The sequence below is a fragment of the Agrobacterium larrymoorei genome (genome assembly GCF_030819275.1).
Lineage (GTDB): Bacteria > Pseudomonadota > Alphaproteobacteria > Rhizobiales > Rhizobiaceae > Agrobacterium > Agrobacterium larrymoorei_B.
Window position 1 is genome coordinate 1,664,529 of record NZ_JAUTBL010000001.1, and the last position, 19,853, is coordinate 1,684,381.

At 58.1% G+C, this 19,853-nt stretch carries 18 protein-coding genes; 16 read left to right on the top strand and 2 right to left on the bottom strand.

Annotated elements, in window-relative coordinates:
• Positions 1-137: 137 nt before the first annotated feature.
• On the top strand, positions 138-1,997 hold the full coding sequence (gene recQ, locus QE408_RS07580) for a DNA helicase RecQ (protein ID WP_306929807.1): 1,860 nt from the start codon (positions 138-140) through the stop codon (positions 1,995-1,997).
• Between the two features lie 123 nt (positions 1,998-2,120).
• Positions 2,121-2,843: a L,D-transpeptidase gene (locus QE408_RS07585; RefSeq protein ID WP_306929809.1), complete on the top strand. Its 723-nt coding sequence runs from the start codon at positions 2,121-2,123 to the stop codon at positions 2,841-2,843.
• Positions 2,844-2,850: 7 nt separating this feature from the next.
• Here QE408_RS07585 and QE408_RS07590 read toward each other — a convergent pair whose 3' ends face one another.
• A complete protein-coding gene (locus tag QE408_RS07590) occupies positions 2,851-3,468 on the bottom strand; it encodes a hypothetical protein (RefSeq protein ID WP_306929810.1) in 618 nt (205 codons plus the stop codon).
• A gap of 203 nt (positions 3,469-3,671) precedes the next feature.
• Between QE408_RS07590 and QE408_RS07595 the strand changes: the two genes are divergently transcribed.
• The 5 genes from QE408_RS07595 to QE408_RS07615 all read left to right on the top strand — a co-directional run bounded on the left by QE408_RS07595 (position 3,672) and on the right by QE408_RS07615 (position 8,929).
• On the top strand, positions 3,672-5,201 hold the full coding sequence (locus QE408_RS07595) for an ABC transporter substrate-binding protein (protein WP_306929812.1): 1,530 nt from the start codon (positions 3,672-3,674) through the stop codon (positions 5,199-5,201).
• Between the two features lie 141 nt (positions 5,202-5,342).
• Positions 5,343-6,284, top strand: a complete 942-nt coding sequence (locus tag QE408_RS07600; protein ID WP_306929814.1) for an ABC transporter permease — start codon at positions 5,343-5,345, stop codon at positions 6,282-6,284.
• Between the two features lie 15 nt (positions 6,285-6,299).
• Entirely contained in the window at positions 6,300-7,181 is an 882-nt protein-coding gene (locus tag QE408_RS07605) for an ABC transporter permease (RefSeq protein ID WP_306929816.1), read from the top strand.
• A gap of 1 nt (position 7,182) precedes the next feature.
• On the top strand, positions 7,183-8,385 hold the full coding sequence (locus tag QE408_RS07610) for an amidohydrolase/deacetylase family metallohydrolase (RefSeq protein ID WP_306929817.1): 1,203 nt from the start codon (positions 7,183-7,185) through the stop codon (positions 8,383-8,385).
• Position 8,386: 1 nt separating this feature from the next.
• Positions 8,387-8,929: a RidA family protein gene (locus QE408_RS07615; protein WP_373465520.1), complete on the top strand. Its 543-nt coding sequence runs from the start codon at positions 8,387-8,389 to the stop codon at positions 8,927-8,929.
• 15 nt (positions 8,930-8,944) lie between these two features.
• On the opposite strand, the gene QE408_RS07620 is transcribed toward QE408_RS07615, so the two are convergent.
• Positions 8,945-9,784, bottom strand: a complete 840-nt coding sequence (locus tag QE408_RS07620) for an IclR family transcriptional regulator (RefSeq protein ID WP_373465521.1) — start codon at positions 9,782-9,784, stop codon at positions 8,945-8,947.
• An 89-nt stretch (positions 9,785-9,873) separates the two neighbouring features.
• On the opposite strand from QE408_RS07620, the gene QE408_RS07625 reads away from it, so the two are divergent.
• The 9 genes from QE408_RS07625 (at position 9,874) to QE408_RS07665 (ending at position 19,851) form a co-directional block, all read left to right on the top strand.
• Positions 9,874-11,070 (top strand): aminotransferase class V-fold PLP-dependent enzyme, encoded by a 1,197-nt coding sequence (locus tag QE408_RS07625; RefSeq protein ID WP_306929823.1) that lies wholly within the window; start codon positions 9,874-9,876, stop codon positions 11,068-11,070.
• A 63-nt stretch (positions 11,071-11,133) separates the two neighbouring features.
• A complete protein-coding gene (locus QE408_RS07630; RefSeq protein ID WP_373465498.1) occupies positions 11,134-12,981 on the top strand; it encodes an ABC transporter ATP-binding protein in 1,848 nt (615 codons plus the stop codon).
• A gap of 179 nt (positions 12,982-13,160) precedes the next feature.
• Entirely contained in the window at positions 13,161-13,418 is a 258-nt protein-coding gene (locus QE408_RS07635; RefSeq protein ID WP_306929826.1) for a hypothetical protein, read from the top strand.
• Positions 13,419-13,623: 205 nt separating this feature from the next.
• Positions 13,624-14,409, top strand: a complete 786-nt coding sequence (gene xth / locus QE408_RS07640; protein ID WP_306929827.1) for an exodeoxyribonuclease III — start codon at positions 13,624-13,626, stop codon at positions 14,407-14,409.
• Between the two features lie 302 nt (positions 14,410-14,711).
• The gene (locus QE408_RS07645) at positions 14,712-15,404 is read left to right on the top strand and encodes a FadR/GntR family transcriptional regulator (protein ID WP_306930254.1); all 693 of its coding nucleotides are present in this window, start codon (positions 14,712-14,714) and stop codon (positions 15,402-15,404) included.
• Positions 15,401-16,576: a PLP-dependent transferase gene (locus QE408_RS07650; protein ID WP_306929829.1), complete on the top strand. Its 1,176-nt coding sequence runs from the start codon at positions 15,401-15,403 to the stop codon at positions 16,574-16,576. The genes QE408_RS07645 and QE408_RS07650 overlap by 4 nt, the downstream gene beginning before the upstream one ends.
• Before the next feature lie 34 nt (positions 16,577-16,610).
• Complete coding sequence (locus QE408_RS07655) at positions 16,611-17,870, top strand: ABC transporter substrate-binding protein (RefSeq protein ID WP_306929831.1); 1,260 nt, start codon at positions 16,611-16,613, stop codon at positions 17,868-17,870.
• A 259-nt stretch (positions 17,871-18,129) separates the two neighbouring features.
• Entirely contained in the window at positions 18,130-19,017 is an 888-nt protein-coding gene (locus QE408_RS07660) for a carbohydrate ABC transporter permease (protein WP_373465522.1), read from the top strand.
• Positions 19,018-19,020: 3 nt separating this feature from the next.
• A complete protein-coding gene (locus QE408_RS07665; protein WP_306929834.1) occupies positions 19,021-19,851 on the top strand; it encodes a carbohydrate ABC transporter permease in 831 nt (276 codons plus the stop codon).
• Positions 19,852-19,853 lie beyond the last annotated feature (2 nt).

The window sequence follows — 19,853 nt, forward strand, 5'->3', positions numbered from 1 at the left end:
AAGTCTGGATACGGCGGGGTGCATTGACCGTCGCTCGGCAGTTCCTCGATTGCGCGCGCTCACAATCTGATTTTTGACAAAGCTCGCGCTTGGCGGTGCTCTGTGGCATAGAGTGCCTTCAGCCAACGAGCGATTCCATGCCGCAGTCCCACAGCCCTACCAAAAGTCTTTTTGCCGAGAGCGGAAGCGAAGCGCCGCTTTCACTGCTGAAACGCGTCTATGGCTACGCCTCGTTTAGAGGCCGCCAGCAAGAGGTTGTCGACCATGTGATGGCTGGTGGCGATGCCGTTGTGCTATTTCCAACGGGCGCGGGAAAATCGCTGTGTTTCCAAGTTCCGGCGCTTTGCAGAGACGGGCTTGGCATCGTTGTGTCGCCTTTGATTGCGCTGATGCGCGATCAGGTCGAGACGCTGAAGCAACTCGGTGTCCGGGCGGCGGCGCTCAACTCCTCGCTGTCGCGCGAGGAATTCGTGCATGTGCGCCACGCGGTCCAGAACGGTGAGCTCGATCTACTCTATGTCACGCCTGAACGGATTGTTACGCCGGGCTTCAAGGACTTCATAGGGCGAGCGAAAATTGCGCTGTTCGCGATAGATGAAGCACATTGCGTATCGCAATGGGGTCATGATTTCCGGCCTGAGTACCGCGAACTTGGCCGTCTCGCAGAAGAGTATCCTGGCGTCCCGCGCATGGCGCTGACGGCGACTGCCGATCCTCATACGCGTGATGACATCATTGAACGGCTGCAACTCCAATCCGCAGGTGTCTTCACCACCTCCTTCGACCGGCCCAATATCGCCTATGAAATTGTCGAGCGGGATCAACCGAAGCAGCAATTGCTGCGCTTCCTGTCGCGCCACAAAGGATCGAGCGGCATCGTCTATTGCCTTTCCCGCGCCAAGGTGGACGAGACGGCGGAGTGGCTGAACACGCAGGGGATCAAAGCACTCGCCTACCATGCCGGAATGGAGCGGGAGATGCGCGACCGCCATCAGGACGCGTTTCTGAAGGAGGAAGAACTTTGCCTCGTGGCAACCGTCGCCTTCGGCATGGGCATCGACAAGCCGAATGTGCGCTACGTTGCCCATCTGGATTTGCCGGGATCGGTCGAGGCCTATTACCAGGAGACGGGGCGTGCGGGGCGAGACGGATTGCCTTCCGACGTCTGGATGGCCTATGGCATGGCCGATGTCATCCAGCGCGGGCGGATGATCGATGAGGGCAATTCAAGCCCAGAGATCAAGCGGGTGGAGCGCGCCAAGCTCAATGCGCTGCTCGGCATTTGCGAGACGGCGGGCTGCCGTAGACAGGCGATCCTTAAGCACTTCGGCGAATTCCACGGTGGAAATTGCGGCAACTGCGACACTTGCCTGAAGCCGGTCGAAACCTGGGACGGCACCGAAGCCGCAATCAAAGCGATGGCGGCGATCTACCGTACTGGCGAACGCTTCGGTACCGGCCACCTCGTCGATGTCTTGCTCGGCAATGAAAATGACAAGACGATCCGTTTCGGTCACGTCGATATGCCGGTTTTCGGCGCGGGCAAGGATTTGCCGGCAAAAACCTGGCAATCCGTGTATCGCCAGCTTCTGGCTGCGGGGTTCATCAGCGTCGATCATACAGCCTATGGCGCTTTGAAGCTCGAACCGGAATCGCGCGCCGTCTTCAAGAAGGAGCGAGACGTTCGCTTTCGCAAGGACCGGCCGACGACCGGCAAGGCGTCCCGGTCGTCCTCGGCAAGTTCAGCGAATGCGAAGTCTGGATTGGAGGGTGCCGACCTCGAACTCTTCCAGGCATTGCGTACCGTTCGCATGGAGATCTCCAAGGAACTCGGCGTGCCACCCTATGTGGTTTTCCCGGACACGACACTGGTTGCGCTTGCGACGGAACGGCCGTCAGACGAAGAGGAGATGCTGGATATTTCCGGCGTGGGACCCTCCAAACTCGAGCGTTTCGGCGAGGCGTTTCTTGAGGTGATCAACGCGCATTCACGATGACCGTGGCACTTTTGGCGCAGCGCTCGTCCTATCTTAGCCTGATGCCATGGATGTGATCCTCCACCGCTTGCCACGCGGTCTTGCATGGGCAAGAAGAAGGCGCAATTTCTATGGATTTCCCACATGACACTTCTTCAGCGCGTATCCCGTCGCAGCTTCATTTTTGGAACGCTTTCCGCAACGGCGGCCCTTGCGGGCTGCCAGACCAACTCCACGCCGGCCGTGGTGCCGCAAGCCGCTCGGCGGCCTATCGTTCCGCCGGATGAGGCGGAGTTGCAGCAGCGTTACGCGGCGTTGGAGGATGGCGGACATATGCTTCCGGCGATCCCTTACCAGCAGATCGACCCGAAATATTACCGTCAGCGCGTGCTGGATCCGACCGGCGAAAAGCCGGGCACCGTGGTCGTCGACACTCCAAACCGCTTCCTCTACGTGGTCGAGCCGGGCGGTACGGCCATGCGTTACGGTGTGGGTCTAGGCCGCGACGGCTTTGCCTGGGAAGGTGAGGGGATCGTTCATTGGCGCCAGGCTTGGCCGCGCTGGAAGGTCCCTGCCGAAATGGTGGCCCGCCAGCCGAAGCTCGCACGCTTCTCCGTCGAAAATGGCGGCATGGATCCGGGTATCAAGAACCCGCTTGGCGCCCGCGCGCTGTATATATTCAAGGACGGCAAGGACACGCTCTACCGTCTTCATGGCTCGCCGGAGTGGCAGTCGATCGGCAAGGCCACCTCATCCGGCTGCGTTCGCCTGGTCAATCAGGATGTGATCGATCTTTACCAGCGTGTGCCATACCACGCTCGGATTGTCGTCCACCAAGGCCCGCTCAGCGCCCGCGCCACAGCGTAGCTCTGCGCTATCGAAGAAGGCCATCGCGGTCGAACTCCTCCCAACCGGAGAGTTCGGCCGAACTGCGCTCCGCCGGGCGGCCTGACTTCGCCTTTTTGAGCGAGCGTGTCAGCTTGGCTTGATGCGCCGCGCGCCGTTTGTTCTCCACCTTCGCGGCGAGATCATGTTCTCGCCATTCGTCGATGATGCCGCTGTTGAGAAGGTCCTCGACCATCTTTGGCTCGAAGACGTGGAAGGTGATCCGTTTCGCCCGGCCACGCAGCCTCACCGTCCTGATGCCGCCGCTCGGCAGGCGTCCATCCTCAAGCCAGCGTCGGCGCTCTGTGGTCGAGATAGTCAGGATATCTTCGATCTCGCGCGGCAGCACCGGCAGGCTTTCCATGGTTTCGAGCAATTTGAAGACCTTGGCGAGCGCCGCCTTGAAGTCGTCCTCGTCGTCTTCTGGAATCGCGAGTGTGAGAACCATGCCCGCGATGTCCAGAGCTTTCCGAGTGGCAAAGGGCAACTTGGCGCGCAACTCCATCAAGATACCCTTGGCACGCACCGACGATCCCAGCGTCACCGCGGGCGGCAGCGTCCAGGACTCTTTCAAAAGCGGTACAGTGATGGATTTCTTCCTCGGCATGAGGGCTTAGATGGGGCTGGCACGCGTGATGGTCAACATGTGTGCTCGCTCTTCACCATTGTATGTCGCGCTGCGTACCCGCTCTTTATCAGTCCGGTTTTCGTCGATCGGCAACAAGCGGATTGACAGACCTTTCCTTTCCGTTATTCTCTTATAAAAACCTATATAACATAATAATGGAACAATGAAGCTGGGAGTATGACATGAGACTGAAGCTCGCATTCCTTCTCGCCACCGCAATGATCGTCAGCCCGTCGGTCCTCTTCGCGCAGGATCGTGGCGGCGTGATCAATGTCGCAACGATCGGCGAGCCGCCGACGCTGGATCCGATGGCGTCTACCGCCGATCTCGTGGGCATCGTCACCCAGCATATCTTCGAGACGCTCTACACTTTCGACAAAGAATGGAAGACGACGCCGCTTTTGGCGGAAAGTCTTCCTGAGATAAGCGCTGACGGTAAAACCTACAGGATCAAGCTGCGCTCGGGCATCAAGTTCCACGATGGTTCGGACATGGCGTCGGATGACGTTGTCGCCTCACTCAATCGCTGGATCAAGGTCGCTTCACGCGGCAAGCAGGCTGCGTCCTTCATCGACAAGATCGAAGCGACCGATCCCTTGACCGTCACGATCACGCTGAAGCAGCCTTATGCGCCGCTTGTTTCGCTTCTCGCCTTCAATAATTCCGCAGCCATCATTCTTCCTAAGGAAAAGCAGGACGAGCCGATGAAGGAGTTCATCGGGACCGGTCCTTACATGCTGAAGGAGCGCAAGGCCGACCAGTATATCCAGCTCGTTCGCTTCGATGGCTACAAGTCCCGCGAAGGCGATAGCAATGGTTACGGTGGCGCGCGACATCAGTATCTTGATGAGATCCGCTTCGTCCCGGTACCGGATGCAAACACCCGCGTCGAGGCAGCGGTTTCTGGTCAATATGATTATATCGACTCGATACCGGTCGAATCCTTTGACAAGATCAAGTCCTCCTCCGCAACCGAACCGGTCGTGCTGAAGCCATTCGGTTATCCTGTCTTCGTCTTCAATACGGCTGAAGGGCTTGCGAAGGATGTCGCCATGCGCAAGGCGATCCGACAGGCGCTCAGCATGGAAGACATGTTGGCAGCAGCCTTTGGCAGCACGGATTTTTATGCGCTTGACGGCGATATCTACCCGAAGAACTTCATTTGGAACACGGACGCGGGTGTCGAGGGTAACTACAATATTGCCGATCCGGAAGGTGCTGCAAAAGCTGCCAAGGCCGCAGGCTATGATGGCGAAAAACCAATCCGTATTCTCACCAGCCGGCAGTATGAGTTCCACTACAAGATGGCACAGGTCGCCGCCGAATATTTGAAGCTTGCAGGCTTCAAGGTGGATATGCAGGTGGTCGACTGGGCAACGCTTACCCAACGCCGCGCAGACAAAGGGCTGTGGGACATCTACATTACCCACAGTCCATTCCTGCCCGAGCCAGCTCTGATCGGCTCGCTCGCGCCGACATCACCAGGCTGGTGGGATACGCCGCTGCGCAAGAAGACGGTCGAGGCTTTCTCGGCGGAATCCGATCCTGAAAAGCGCATCGCGCTTTGGGCTGACGTTCAGAGGGCCATGTATGAGGAAGTACCCTACATGAAGATCGGTGACTTCAATGCGGTTGCGGCGAAGTCGAGGAAGATCGAGGGCATCCAAGCCGCACCTTGGCCTTACTTCTGGAATGCTTCCATCAAGAAGTAATCATTCAAGGAACCGGCGTCGCGCCAGTGCTCATCTCGCGTTCAGCAAAACCCGGAGAGAGCCTGCGCGATACCGGAGCGCTCTTCACCACCGCGTTTCCAAACAGACTCTTTTACCCTGCGACAAGGGAAAACGAAGCCTATGATCCGATATATCCTTCAGCGCCTCGCTGGCATGATCGTTGTGATGTTTCTCGTCGTCACGATCGTCTTCATCATTGTGCGCGTCACACCGGGCGATCCCGCAGCCGTCATGCTTGGGCCGGACGCGTCGGCGCAAGACATTGCCGATCTGCGGACACGTCTTGGGCTCGATCAGTCGCTCGCCGTGCAATATTTCTACTATATAGGCCAGATGCTGAAGGGTGATCTTGGGCAGTCTATCTTCCTGAACATGCCGGTCACGACGGCGCTCCTTGACCGCGCTGAACCAACCTTCTTTCTCACGCTGTTTTCGTTGCTGATTGCCAGTATCATCGCCTTGCCGATTGGTATTTATGCCGCGTATCGCCGCGGCTCCTTCGTGGATCAGGCTGCAACGACCGTTGCGATGCTCGCCGCCAGCATTCCGAGCTTCTGGCTTGGCCTCATCCTCATGCAGTTCTTTGCCGTTAGGCTGAACCTTTTTCCTGTTTCCGGTTATGGCGGCCCAGGCTCAAGCTTCCTTGACCGCATGTATCACCTGACGCTTCCAGCTTTCGCACTGGGTTTGGTTTCATCTGCTCTGATCCTCCGCTTCACCCGCGCGTCGATGCTGGACGTGCTGGGCGACGATTATATCCGCACCGCTCGGGCAAAGGGTGTCGTTGAACGGCGGGTGGTGATGAAACACGCGCTGAAGAACGCGCTTATTCCCATCCTCACCGTCATCGGGTTGACGGCTGCGGTGCTGATTTCGGGCGCCGTGGTCACGGAGACGGTCTTCGGACTTCCCGGTGTCGGCAGCCTGGTGGTCTCCGCAGTTCTGCGGCGCGACTATCCCGTCATTCAGGGCGCGCTTCTGGTCATTGCGGCGCTCTACGTCCTCATCAATTTCGCGATCGACATGCTCTACCTGCTGATCGATCCGCGCGTGCGCTACTAAAGGGGGCGGGAACCGATGACGGATATTGCCACAACCACGCCAACACAGCCTTCAGCCAGCGAAGGCACGAAGTTTCTGAAGCGGTTTCTGAAACGCAAGACGGTTGCCTTCGGCCTGATCGTGCTTGTCATCTTCGTCATTCTGGCGGCACTCGCGCCCTGGATCGCGCCTTACTCGCCATCCAAGCTGTCTATCGTCAATCGCCTGAAGCCGCCGAGCGAAACATTCTGGTTAGGCACGGATGAATTTGGCCGCGACGTCTTCTCGCGCACCATTTACGCAGGCCGTTTGTCGCTGCTTGTTGGCGCCTCCGTCGTTGCTCTATCTGCGATCATCGGCGTGACGCTCGGTCTGCTTGCCGGTTTTTTCAAACGGCTGGACACACCGATTGCGCGGCTGATCGATGCGATGATGGCATTTCCGGATATTCTTCTGGCCATTGCACTCGTTGCAGCGCTTGGGCCATCGCTCACTACGGTGATCGTCGCCTTGTCGATCGTCTATTCGCCGCGCCTCGCTCGCATCGTGCGCGCCTCGACACTCGTCATCAGGGAGCTTCCCTACGTTGAGGCAGCGCAGGCGCTTGGGATATCCACCTTCCACATCATGACACGGCATGTGCTGCGCAACCTGTTGTCACCCATCCTGGTACAGGCCTCGTTCCTGTTTGCCAGCGCCATGCTGGCGGAAGCGGGTCTCTCTTTCCTCGGGCTTGGTGTCAGCCCGGAAATTCCGACCTGGGGCACGATGATCGCCGCAGGCCGCCAATATATCGGACAAGCCGACTGGATGACCTACTTCCCCGGCTTTGCCATCATTCTTTCCGTTCTGTCGCTGCAAATGGTCGGCGATGGGTTGCGGGACATGCTCGATCCAAGACTGCGAAGGGATTTGTAATATGACCGGCCAACAGGCAAAGCCGCTGCTCATCAAAAACGTCAAGCCCATGGCTTTCGGCGAAGGCGGAAAAGACGCTGCCACCGACATTTTGGTCAATGGTGACGGCAATATAGCCGCTATCGGAGAAGCGCTTGCGTCCGATGAGGCAACGGTGATCGATGGTAAAGGTGCCTGGATGTCGCCGGGCTGGGTCGACCTTCACGTTCACATCTGGCACGGCGGGACTGATATCTCGATCCGTCCGTCCGAATGCGGTGCCGAGCGCGGCGTGACGACGCTCGTCGATGCAGGATCTGCGGGCGAAGCGAACTTTCATGGCTTCCGCGAATATATCATCGAGCCGTCCAAAGAGCGGATCAAGGCGTTCCTCAACCTCGGTTCCATCGGGCTTGTGGCCTGTAACCGCGTGGCAGAACTGCGCGACATCAGAGACATCGATCTCGACCGCATTCTCGAATGCTACGCGGAAAACAGCGAGCATATCGTCGGCATTAAGGTTCGTGCCAGCCACGTCATCACCGGCTCCTGGGGCGTCACCCCGGTCAAGCTCGGCAAGAAGATCGCCAAGATCCTCAAAGTTCCGATGATGGTTCACGTCGGCGAACCACCGGCACTCTACGATGAAGTGCTTGAGATTCTTGGTCCTGGCGACGTCGTGACCCATTGCTTCAACGGCAAGTCCGGTTCGTCGATTATGGAGGATGAGGACTTGTTCAACCTCGCGGAGCGCTGCGCGTCCGAAGGGGTCCGGCTCGATATCGGCCATGGCGGAGCATCCTTCTCCTTCAAGGTCGCGGAAGCCGCGATTGCGCGCGGACTTTTGCCCCATTCGATTTCGACCGACCTGCACGGGCATTCGATGAACTTCCCGGTCTGGGATCTGGCGACAACCATGTCCAAGTTGCTTTCGGTCGGCATGCCTTTCGACAAGGTGGTGAATGCCGTGACCCATGCGCCAGCTGAAGTCATCAAGCTCGATATGCAAAACCGGCTGTCCGTTGGAGCACGCGCCGATTTCACCATTTTCGATCTCATCGATTCCGATCTGGAGGCAACTGACTCCAATGGTGATGTCTCGGTGCTGAAGCAGCTCTTCGAGCCGCGCTTTGCTGTCATCGGTGGCGAAGCGATCGCGGCGAGCCGTTATATTCCACGCGCCCGCAAGCTCGTGCGCCACAGCCATGGCTACTCATACCGATAGGATGGCCGAGCGCCATCGCAATACATCAAATACGACAGGAGTTTGCGTGACACAGTCCCCGATCAAGATCGAAGCGAAAGCAGAGACGCCGCGCGATCGGCTTGCCGCACTCGGCATAGAGCTCCCACCAGCGCCACCGCCCATCGCCAACTTCGTCACTCATGTCGTGGAAGGCAACATGCTTTATCTCTCCGGGCAGGGCCCTCGCGAAGCGAATGGATTCATGCATACTGGCAAGGTCGGTGTGGATGTCTCGGTCGAGCAGGCCTATGAGGATGCGCGGCTGACCGGCATCAATCTGTTGGCGGTGATGAACGAGGCGTTGGGCGATCTTTCTCGCGTCAAGCGGGTCGTGAAGCTTCTGGGCATGGTCAATGCCTCGCCGGACTTCAAGGATCATCCGCAAGTCATCAACGGCTGCTCGGATCTGTTCAATGCCGTCTTCGGCGAGGCCGGTCGTCATGCCCGCTCGGCTGTCGGCTTTGGCTCGCTCCCGGGAAACATCACTGTCGAGATCGAAGCGATCATTGCGTTGCAGGATTAAGCGGCGAGGAGACGACTAGTGATTGCGCCATCCCATCAACTGTTCGATCCTTGCGGCCGACGTTTTGACGCGGTCTGCGTAGCCGGTCTTGTCGGCCATGACTTTCTGCTCGGGAAGGACAATCGAAATCGTCGCAACACAGTCTCCGCGATTGTCGACGATCGGCGAGGCGATGCAGGCGACGGAGTAATCGGACTCACCCGCCTGGATCGACAGACGCTCTTCAAAGGCCTTGCGCGCAGCATCCGAAAGGCTTTTGGCGTCGATGGTGGCGCGGCCCGTCGGCGAGATGCGGGCTCCCCGTTTGAACAGGTCGATGCGTTGCTCTTCCGGCATATGACCCACCAGAAGGCGGCCCGAAGCCGTCCAGTTCAGCGGCACGCGCGTACCCACGCGCGAAGCAACCTGGAAATGGCTGGGGCCATCGGCCATGGCGAGCACCAGCATATGTTCGTCGTCCCGCCCGCAAACCTGCACCGTTTCACCGGCCTCGCGGCAAAGATCGTGCATTTCATGCATGGCTACGCTCATGAAATCGAGCGAGCGCGCATAGGCGAGACCGTAATGATAGAGGCGGGCGCCAAGCCATATGCTGCCATCATCATTGCGCGCCAGCATGTTCTTTTCCACAAGGTCGTCGATGATCGCATAGATCGTCGAAAGCGGAGCCTTGACCGCCTTGGCGATGGCGTAGGCACCCGCCGGAGCGCCGGTTTCGTACAGATAGTCGATCACCTGAATGGCGCGGTCGATGCCGCTGACGCGCGAGCGTCGCGCCTTGCCGCCTTCCTCGGACGAGGAAAGCTCGGAGGCTTCAGCAGATGAAGACGTCATATCCAATTTACGCTCCCGCAGATCAAAGAACCTATTGCGTTATTATGGCATAGCCTCTCGCGAGGCAACAGAAATCACGGCCAGACAGGCTGGCAGACTGGAGAAATATAATGTCAGACGATATCCGCACGAAGATCGGTCTTCGCCCCGTCATCAACGTTTCCGGCACGATGACGAGCCTCGGCGCGTCGATCGTGGTTCCCGAAGCAATCGAGGCCATGACGGCGATCCTGCCGCAATTCGTGGAAATCAATGATCTGCAGCGCAAGGCAAGTGCAGTCATTGCTCGGCTGACGGGTGGTGAAGCCGGGTTTGTCACGGCGTCCTGCTCCGCCGGCATTAGCCTTGCAGTTGCGGGCACTATCACCGGCCCTGACCTTCTGGCGATCGAAAAACTGCCGGAGACCTCGACCCCGAAGAACGAGGTTCTCGTACAGATGGGCCATGTGGTGAGCTACGGCGCGCCCGTCGATCAGTCGATCCGGCTTGCTGGCGGCAAGGTGGTGATGATTGGGCAGGCAACGTCCACCCATCGCTATCACATGGAAAATGCGATTACGGACCGCACGGCAGCAGCCGTCTACGTCGTCTCCCACCATGTCGTGGATTATGGTCTCCTCAATCTCAAGGAGTTTGTCGAGATCGCGCATGCCAAGGGCGTGCCGGTGATTGTCGATGCCGCATCCGAATACGACCTGCGAATATTCCTGGAGCAGGGGGCAGATATCGCACTCTACTCCGGCCACAAGTTCTTGGGTGGCCCAACCTCCGGCATCGTAGCCGGCAAGAAGGAGCTCGTGCGCAATGCCTTCCTGCAGAATATGGGCATCGGCCGCGGCATGAAGGTTGGCAAGGAAAGCATTTTCGGCGTCATGGCTGCGCTCGAGGCTTGGGAGAAGCGGGATCACGCAGCTGTTCGCGAGCGCGAAACCAGCTATCTCCACCTGTGGAAGGAGACGCTTGCCGATCGCCCCGGCATCACCGCCTTGATCGAGCCCGATCCGACCAACAATCCCCTTGATCGCATGCGGGTGATCGTCTCTTCACAGGAAGCCCACATAACCGCCTGGGATCTCGCAGCACGGCTTCGCAGTGGCCCGACGCCGATCATTGTGCGCGACCACGAGGTGGAGCACCATTACTTCTATCTCGATCCCTGCAATCTCCACCCCGGCCAGGAACGCATCGTTGCGGCACGGCTGGCTGAGGAGCTCGATAAGGCACGTGCCTCAAACGAGGTCATCGCCACGCCGTTCGAGGATTTGAGCCGCCATCGTTTCGATGGTGCCTTGCCCTGGCCCGACTGAGTAAGCGTGTGCGCCGAAAGGACCGCATAGCCTGCCACTCCAACGATTTGACAAGGAACGACAATGATGATGTCCAACGCCCTGAACAAGACCGTGACTGCACCGGCCACCGGCCCGGTTCTCGCCGTTGAAAATCTGAGAACATCCTTCCTTGTCGATGGTGTCTGGAAGCCGGTGGTGCGCGATATCTCTTTCACCGTGATGCCTGGCGAGACAGTCGCGATTGTCGGCGAAAGTGGTTCCGGCAAGTCGGTCACATCGCTCTCCATCATGCGCCTGCTCCAACCGGACATGAGCAAGATTGAAGGCAAGGTCATGCTGGGTGGGCGTGATCTTCTTGGGTTGCCCGAGCATGAGACGCGCAAGGTTCGTGGCAATGATGTCGCGATGATCTTCCAAGAGCCGATGACGAGCCTGAACCCCTTGCTCACCATCGGTGATCAGATCTCGGAAGCCTTGCTCTCTCACTTGCCGATGAGCAAGGCGGATGCCCGTGCCGAAACCATCCGCATCCTGGAGAAGGTGCGCATTCCCTCTGCCGCCTCTCGCTTCGATGAGTATCCGCACCGATTTTCCGGCGGCATGCGCCAACGCGTCATGATTGCCATGGCGCTTGCAACCAAGCCGGCACTGCTGATTGCCGACGAGCCGACCACGGCCCTCGACGTGACCATTCAGGGACAAATCCTCGACCTGATCAAGATGTTGCAGGATGAAGAAGGGACATCCGTTCTGTTCATCACCCACGATATGGGGGTCGTCGCCGAAATCGCCGACCGGACCGTCGTGATGTATCGGGGCGAGCAGGTCGAAACGGGCCCGACCGCCGATATTTTCCATCGTGGCCAACATCCCTATACCCGTGCGCTCTTGTCCGCTGTGCCTGTGCTTGGCTCCATGCAGGCCCATCAAAGACCTCTGCGCTTCCCCGTGGTGGACGTGAAGACAGGTGATTCCGATGTGCCTGTGGAAGTGAAGGACACGGTCGTTGAAGGACGGCCAGTGCTGGAGGTACGCAATCTTACCAAGCGCTTCGACATTCACTCCGGCCTCTTTGGTACGCTCACCGGCCGCGTCCACGCGGTAGAGAATGTCTCCTTCGATCTTCAGGCAGGTGAGACACTTTCCCTTGTCGGCGAATCCGGCTGCGGCAAGTCAACGACAGGCCGGGCTATCATGCGCCTGATCGAACCGAATAGCGGCTCTGTTATCGTGGAAGGCCGCGATGTACTGGCGATGAGCAAGCAGGATATGCGCGAGATGCGCAAATCCGTGCAGATGATTTTCCAGGATCCGTTTGCCTCGCTTAACCCGCGCATGACCGTCGGCGCGGCCATTGCCGAGCCCTTTCTCGAGCATAAGATGGGTAGCGCGAAAGAGGCAAAAGACGTGGTGGCCGACATGCTGACGAAGGTTGGTCTGACGCCTGATATGGCGGGGCGATACCCGCACGAGTTTTCCGGCGGGCAGAGACAGCGTGTCTGTATCGCACGCGCATTGGCTCTGAAGCCAAAGGTGATCGTCGCCGACGAAAGTGTGTCGGCACTGGATGTGTCGATCAAGGCGCAAGTGATCAATCTGATGCTCGACCTTCAGCAAAGCCTTGGACTGTCGTTCCTGTTCATCTCCCACGACATGGCCGTGGTGGAACGTGTCAGCCACCGCGTCGCCGTCATGTATCTGGGGGAGATTGTCGAGATCGGCCCCCGTGCCGCCGTGTTCGGTAATCCGCAGCACCCATATACCAAGAGGCTTATGGCGGCTGTGCCGGTTCCTGACCCGGAACGCAGACGCGTCAAAAGCGCGGCTGTTGTCGAGGAGCTGAAAAGCCCCATACGCCCAGTCGAGTACAAGGTTATGCCTGCTCGGTTTCGTGAAGTCTCGAAGGGCCACCTTGTGGCTGAGAATTGACGTCTATCCTCCAGTTCTCTGGCTATAGGCAATCTAACTGGAGCGACGTCTCCTAAGCGCGCGTTCAAAGCCGCGCTATTCGAGGCGTTGGCATTGAACGTTTTTATACGGAGCATTTCGTATGCTGCGGAACAACAACGGTCCCATTGTGTTAGCTTTGGCAACTTGGGAGAAGAGTGATGAACGACACCTCCACTGAGGACAACAAAGCGGTCCCGCAAACATGGTCGGCGGATCATGGCGGAGGCGTATCGCCGCCGACTTCGACCGGAACAGTCGATGAAGAGCAGGTGCACGAGCCCTCCAATGACTGGCCCGCCGCGGACGGTGTCGAGCATGATCCGGTTGAACCTGTACCATCTCCGGTGGAGGAATTCGATCCACCCAAAGGGGAAGATCGCCGCACGTTCCAGAACGGCGACACCGATCGCGGTTGAGGCGCCGGTCCTCTTGTAAAGAGCCTCTATATTGTGCGCTCAGTTGCGCTGCAGATTGTGGAATCTGGAATGACAAGACCGGGCTTCTATACCCGGTCTTTCAGTGTCGGTTACTTCAACCCTGCGGCGACAAGGAGATCGGTCTGGCAACAATTTCGTCCGGATGGGCTGTGCCAGCTCCGCGCGTAACCGACGGGGTCAAAGCTTGAAAATTGCGACCTACAATGTCAATGGCGTAAACGGGCGGCTTGAGAACCTCATCCGGTGGCTTGAAGAAAGGTCGCCTGACATTGTTTGTCTTCAGGAGCTTAAGGCTCCCCAGACCAAGTTTCCCGTCAAGGCAATAGAGGCGGCTGGCTATGGTGCTGTCTGGCTGGGGCAGAAAGCCTGGAACGGCGTGGCGATCCTGGCAAAAGATCAGGAACCGCATCTTACCAGACGGGCGCTGCCGGGCGTTAACAAGGACGATCAGAGCCGCTACATCGAAGCGATTGTCGATGGCAACCTGATCGGCTGTCTTTATGCCCCGAACGGCAATCCCTTTCCCGGACCAAAATTCAATTACAAACTCAGATGGTTCAAACGGTTGCGGACCTACGCTGCCGAACTCCTTGAACTCAACGTGTCTTCGATTCTCGTCGGAGATTACAATGTGATGCCGACGGAACTCGACGTCTACAAACCGGAGCGATGGAAAAATGACGCGCTCTTTCGTATCGAAGTGCGAAACGCTTTCAAAGCGATTGTCGAGCAGGGTTGGACGGATGCTTTGAGACATCTTCATCCCGACGAGCAGATCTTTACATTCTGGGACTATTTCAGGAACGCTCTTGGCCGAAATGCCGGGCTCAGGATCGACCACTTCCTTCTCAGTCCCGAAGCCGCTGGTCGCCTCGTCGCCGCAGACGTCGACAAGCATGTGCGAGGGTGGGATCACAGCAGTGACCACGCACCGGTCTGGATCGAGCTGAAAGATCAATCTGTTAAGTGAGCGTCCTCGCTGACTGTGTTAAGCTCTATCTCTGCGAATCCACGGAACGGCTCTGCTTCACGTTTCACGAGCAATCCTAATCCACGACGGCGTGTGCGACGCTTTGCGGATGAGCCGGTCGGCGTCGCCATTCCCATTTTAAAGCCGGGCGCTCGGCAATTTTCCAAGCATGATCAAAAACTCGGGCACCGCAGCTTGACGGGTTCAAAAAATGAAGATTATGTTAATCGGTAAGATGTCAGACCAATTTATGAGTGCTGACGTTGCGGGGTCAGATGGATCAAACACTCGAAAAGCATGTGATGAGCCCGCTGCCGGTCATAGACCGGGTACGGCAGGTCGAGGCTGCGCTTGTCGAGTTTGTCGAGCGGGCTGATCTGAAACCGGGAAGTCGCCTGCCTGCCGAGCGTGAGTTGATGTCCGCGCTTGGCGTCGGGCGTTCCACCATTCGTGAGGTGATCCGAAAGTTTCAGGCGCTTGGCATTATCGATTCCCGCAAGGGCAGCGGTAATTATCTTTTGAAGCCCATCTCCACCGCTACCGTCCATATGCCCATCTCCATTGAGGCGCAGAGCTTGCGAGACGCGCTTTTGATGACGCTGGAAGTACGGCGCGGGATCGAGGTTGAGGCGTCGATGGCGGCTGCTCGCCGTCGCACCGACGCCGATATCGAAACCATGCGTCTTCGGCTGGAGGAGATGGAGCGTGTTCATCTCGCCGAGGGCACATCGGGGAAGGCCGATCTTGCCTTCCACCTCTCCATTTACGACGCCACCCACAACTCGCTGTTCAAGCAATTGCTCGAGCAGATGCGCGAAGGCTTCGAGCGCTTCTGGTCCAAGCCTTTCGACAGGCCCGATTTCGCCTCTCGTTCCTTTCCATTTCACCGCACCCTGTTCAACGCGATCGTGGCCGGCGACACGTCGGCGGCGCAGCAGGAAACATTGAAGATCCTCGCGATCGTCGAGGAAGATATTAAGGACATGTCCAAATGAGCCAAGGCTCTGATTTTTTTGATGCCGCATCGCTCATCGTGGCTCATGACGAAACCCACGCTTTCGAAGCTGTGGTCCCACCCTTGGTGCAGACATCGCTTTTCACGTTCTCAAGCTATGACGAAATGGTCGCGACCTATCGTGGCGAAAAGAGCCGTCCTGTTTACACCCGTGGACTGAACCCGACGGTTCGCATGTTCGAAGAGATGCTGGCAAAGCTTGAAGGTGCAGAAGACGCGCTTGGTTTTGCCAGTGGCATGTCGGCGATTTCCTCCACCGTTCTGTCTTTCGTTTCACCCGGCGATCGTATCGTCGCCGTGCGTCATGTCTATCCGGATGCCTTCCGCCTGTTCGGCACATTGATGAAGCGGATGAAGATCGACGTGACCTATGTCGACGGTCGCGATGAGGCCGCAGTCGAGAAGGCGATGCCGGGCGCCAAGCTCTTTTACATGGAAAGCCCGACCAGCTGGGTGATGGAAGCGCATGATGTCGGTTCATTGGCAGCGATTGCCAAGCGACACGGCGCGGTTTCGGTCATCGACAATTCTTGGGCCAGCCCGATTTTCCAGACGCCCTTGGCACTTGGAGTCGATCTCGTCGTGCATTCCGCCTCGAAATATCTCGGCGGCCACAGCGACGTTGTCTCCGGCGTCGTTGCTGGTGCCAAAGCCATGGTCGATCGTATCCGTGCGGAAGCCTATCCCTATCTTGGTGGCAAAATGTCTCCGTTCGATGCCTGGCTGTTGATCCGCGGGCTGCGCACACTCCCCATCCGGATGAAAGCACATCAGGAATCGGCGCTTGCGATCGCATCGCGTCTGCAGGCGCTCGACGTCGTGGAGACCGTTTGCCATCCGGGGCTGGCGAACCGTCTTCCGCCTGGATTGAACGGTACGTCCGGTCTCTTCTCGTTCATCTTCCGGGAAGGGGTCGATGTGCGGGCCTTCGCCGACCGGCTTCAGCTTTTCAAATTGGGCGTGTCCTGGGGTGGGCACGAGAGCCTGATCGTCCCCGGTGAAGTGGTGCTTGAGCAGAAGGCGCAACCGAATTCCGCGCACACATTCGGCATCAGCCCGCGCTCCGTGCGCCTGCATGTGGGTCTGGAGGGCACCGAAGCTCTCTGGAACGACCTCGAACCAGCAATCAGAGCGGCATCGACCGCGGCCTGACGCATTTTGACGACAACAAAAAAGGGAGAACGACATGAAAAAACTGGTAGCAGCAGCATTCTTTACCGCGATGATGGCCGGAACGGCGCTTGCCGACACGACGCTCAAACTCGTGGAGGTCATCACCAGCCCCGAGCGTACCGAGACGCTGAAAAGCCTCGTCGGCAAATTCGAGGCCGCCAATCCGGGCACGAAGGTCGAAATCATATCGCTTCCATGGAACGAAGCCTTCCAGAAGTTCGCCACCATGGTATCGGCTGGCGATGTTCCGGACGTGATGGAAATACCCGACACATGGCTGTCGCTCTATGCCAATAACGGCATGCTCGAGAGCCTGGAGCCCTATCTGGCAAAGTGGCAGTACACTTCGGATCTGACGCCACGCGCATTGGAGCTAGGCCGCGATGTGAAGAACACCGCCTACATGCTGCCCTACGGCTTCTATCTCCGCGCCATGTTCTACAACAAGAAGCTGCTTGAACAGGCTGGCGTGAAAGAGCCACCGAAGACGCTGCACGAATTTGCCGAAGCGTCAAAGAAGATTTCCGCCATTCCGGGCAAGTATGGCTACTGCCTTCGCGGTGGCCCCGGAGGTCTGAACGGCTGGGTCATGTTCGGTGCGTCCATGGCCGGCTCTAACGAGTTCTTCACCAAGGACGGCAAGTCGACATTCGACAGCCCCGGCTGGGTTAAGGGCCTGACCTACGTCGTCGATCTCTACAAGAACGGCTATGCGCCGAAGGATAGCGTCAACTGGGGCTTCAACGAAATCGTCGCTGGCTTCTATTCCGGCACCTGCGCCTTCCTCGATCAGGATCCGGACGCTTTGATCGCCATTGCTCAGCGCATGAAGAGCGAAGATTTCGGCGTCATGACCATGCCGAAGGGCCCGGATGGCAAGACCTTCCCGACGATCGGTTTCGCCGGTTGGTCGATGATGGCCTCTTCGAAGGACAAGGATCTCTCCTGGAAGCTGATCGAAACACTGGAAGGACCTGAAGGCAATATCGAGTGGAACAAGAAGACCGGGGCTCTTCCGGTGCACACCTCCGCCGAGAAGGACCCCTTCTATGCGAGCGAGCAGTTCAAGGGATGGTTTGAGGAGCTGGCCGACAAGAACGCCGTGCCGACGACCATGCCGACCTACCTTCAGGAGTTTGCCTACTTCAAGGATTCGCTTGTGATCAAGACGTCCCAGGAAGCTCTTCTGGGTGATATCACACCCGAGGACCTTGCTAAGCAGTGGGCGGACTACATGACGAAGGCGCAGCAGAAGTTCCTTCAGTCCAAGTGATGGAGGCCGGTGGCGTAGCTTTCCAGGTGCGCCACCTTCTTGTTGGTATGAACTTTGAAGTGCTTCGCGAGCTTGTCGATCCGCCCGCGCTTTAAGCCGTTGTTTTGTCGCATGTCGTTACCGCAGAGTTCTCGAAGACCTTTGCGTGCCATGCCGTGAAGTTGAGATCAGCGGGTGGCCTCCGGCCAGACCTCGTTACGCTGAGGAGCAATTGATGTCGTCATTTTCAAGCGCCGCACCTACGGTGTCGCGCAAACCTATGTTGCGAAGGCTGGCCAACTCGGCTGAGCCATGGCTCTACAGCGCGCCAGTGCTTGTTCTCATCGTCACGGTGATGATGGTGCCCTTGGTCCTGGGGTTGTCATATGCGTTCCGCGACGTTCAATTGCTCAATCCGTTTTCCGGTGGCTTCATCGGCCTCGAGCATTTCAAGACGCTGTCTCAGGATGCGGCCTTCTACCGCGCCTTGAAGAATACGCTGTGGTGGACGGGCGCGTCGGTATTCCTGCAATTCTTCTTCGGCCTCATTCTAGCCCTGCTGCTCGACAAGCCATTTGCCGGGCGCGGTATCGCCCAGGCGTTGGTCTTCCTCCCCTGGGCTGTTCCAACCTTTCTGGCCGGCCTCAATTGGGCGTGGTTGTTTAACCCGGTGATTGGTCCGCTTCCCTACTGGATGACATCGCTGGGTCTGTTGTCAGCGCCGAACAATATTCTCGCCGATCCGCATCTTGCCATGTGGGGACCGATCATCGCCAATGTCTGGTGGGGCATACCGTTCTTCGCCATCACCCTTTTGGCCGCTTTGCAGGCCATTCCGCGCGACCTGTACGAAGCGGCCTCTATCGACGGCGCAAGCCCGCTTCAGCGCTTCACCTCGATCACCTTGCCATTTTTGGCGCCGACGATTGCAATCACCGTCCTGCTTCGCACCGTCTGGATCGCCAACTTTGCCGACCTCATCATCGTTATGACCAATGGTGGCCCGGCCGACCGCACGCAGATCGTTGCAAGCTATATTTTCACACAGGCTTTCAAGCGGCTGGACTTTGGCTATGCCTCGGCAGTCGCGCTGGTTCTGCTCGTGCTTCTGCTCGCCTACTCCATGCTGATCGTCATCATGCGCCAGCGCCTCATCGAGAAGGATTGATCCGTGACCGGCCGAATTTTTCTCACTGTCGCGCATCGCCTGGCAATCCTCGCTTATATCGCGTTCGCGCTTTTTCCCCTGTTCTGGCTGCTCAAGGTTTCGGTGACCCCGAACGACTTGCTCTATAGCGAGGGCGTGCGGCTATGGCCGTCGCGCGCAACCTTCGACCACTATCGCTTCGTGATCGAAAACAGCGCTTTTCCGACATTCTTCAAGAATAGCGTGATCGTTGCCGGATCGACGGCATTTGCCGTCACGGTGCTGTCGTCGCTTTCCGGCTATGCGCTTTCGCGCTTTCAGTTCCGGGGGAAATACTGGATCATCGCCTTGATGCTCATCACCCAGATGTTCCCCTTGGTGATGCTGGTGGCACCGATATTCAAGATGCTGTCACCCTTGGGCCTGACCAACAGCCTGACCGGCCTCGTTATCGTCTACACCGCGTTCAACGTGCCCTTCGCGACTTTCCTCATGCAGTCGTTCTTCGACGGCATTCCGAAGGATCTGGAGGAGGCCGCCATGATCGACGGCGCAAGCCGCTTCACCGCCTTCCGCCAGATAATCCTGCCTCTGACCTTGCCTGGAATTGCCGCGACGCTCGGCTTCGTCTTCACTGCGGCCTGGAGTGAGTTGCTCTTTGCGCTGATGCTGATTTCTGGAAACCAGAGCGCGACGTTCCCGGTCGGCCTGCTGACCTTTGTGTCAAAATTCTCCGTCGACTTCGGGCAAATGATGGCAGCGGGCGTCCTGGCGCTCATTCCCGCATGTCTCTTCTTCCTGCTGATCCAAAGATATCTCGTACAAGGCCTGACGGCCGGTGCAGTAAAAGGATAAAT